This window comes from Agrobacterium sp. a22-2 (assembly GCF_012276985.1).
In the GTDB taxonomy this organism is placed as follows: domain Bacteria; phylum Pseudomonadota; class Alphaproteobacteria; order Rhizobiales; family Rhizobiaceae; genus Allorhizobium.
Genome location: NZ_JAAXMM010000048.1, coordinates 1 through 476, shown reverse-complemented (window position 1 = coordinate 476; position 476 = coordinate 1). Strand labels below are relative to the sequence as shown.

Sequence of the window (476 nt, the reverse complement as noted above, 5' to 3'; positions counted from 1 at the left end):
GACACCGGCATCGGTATTGAAAAAGACCAGCGCGATCAGATATTCAAACCCTTTACCCAGTTGGATCAGTCGCATACCAAACAGTATGCCGGCGTGGGGATGGGGCTGGCGATCGTGCACGGCCTGGTGACGCTGCTCAACGGCACCATCACGGTATACAGCGAAATCAAGAAAGGCAGCACCTTTATCGTCAGCATTCCGGTGCAGATCAGTGAAGAAGAGCGCGCCGACGAGCCCGCCGCCGCCAATGCCCCCCTGCAGCAAAAGCCGCAGCAGGTGCTGGTGGTGGATGACAACAAGTCGGTGGGTGACGCCTTTGCGGCGCTGCTGGACAAGCTGGGCTACCAGCACGAACTGTGCGACTCGCCGGAGCGCGCGTTGCAGAAACTGCTCAGACGCCCTTACGACGCGCTGTTGCTGGATCTGCAGATGCCGGGCATCGACGGCGCCGCCCTGGCCAGGCAGCTGCGCAATCG

The 476-nt window shown here is 61.1% G+C and carries 1 protein-coding gene; it reads left to right on the top strand.

The genetic code is table 11. The features are described 5' to 3' along the window. The coding region (locus HFC70_RS26310) for an ATP-binding protein (RefSeq protein WP_168476289.1) at positions 1–476 on the top strand (476 nt) is incomplete at both ends.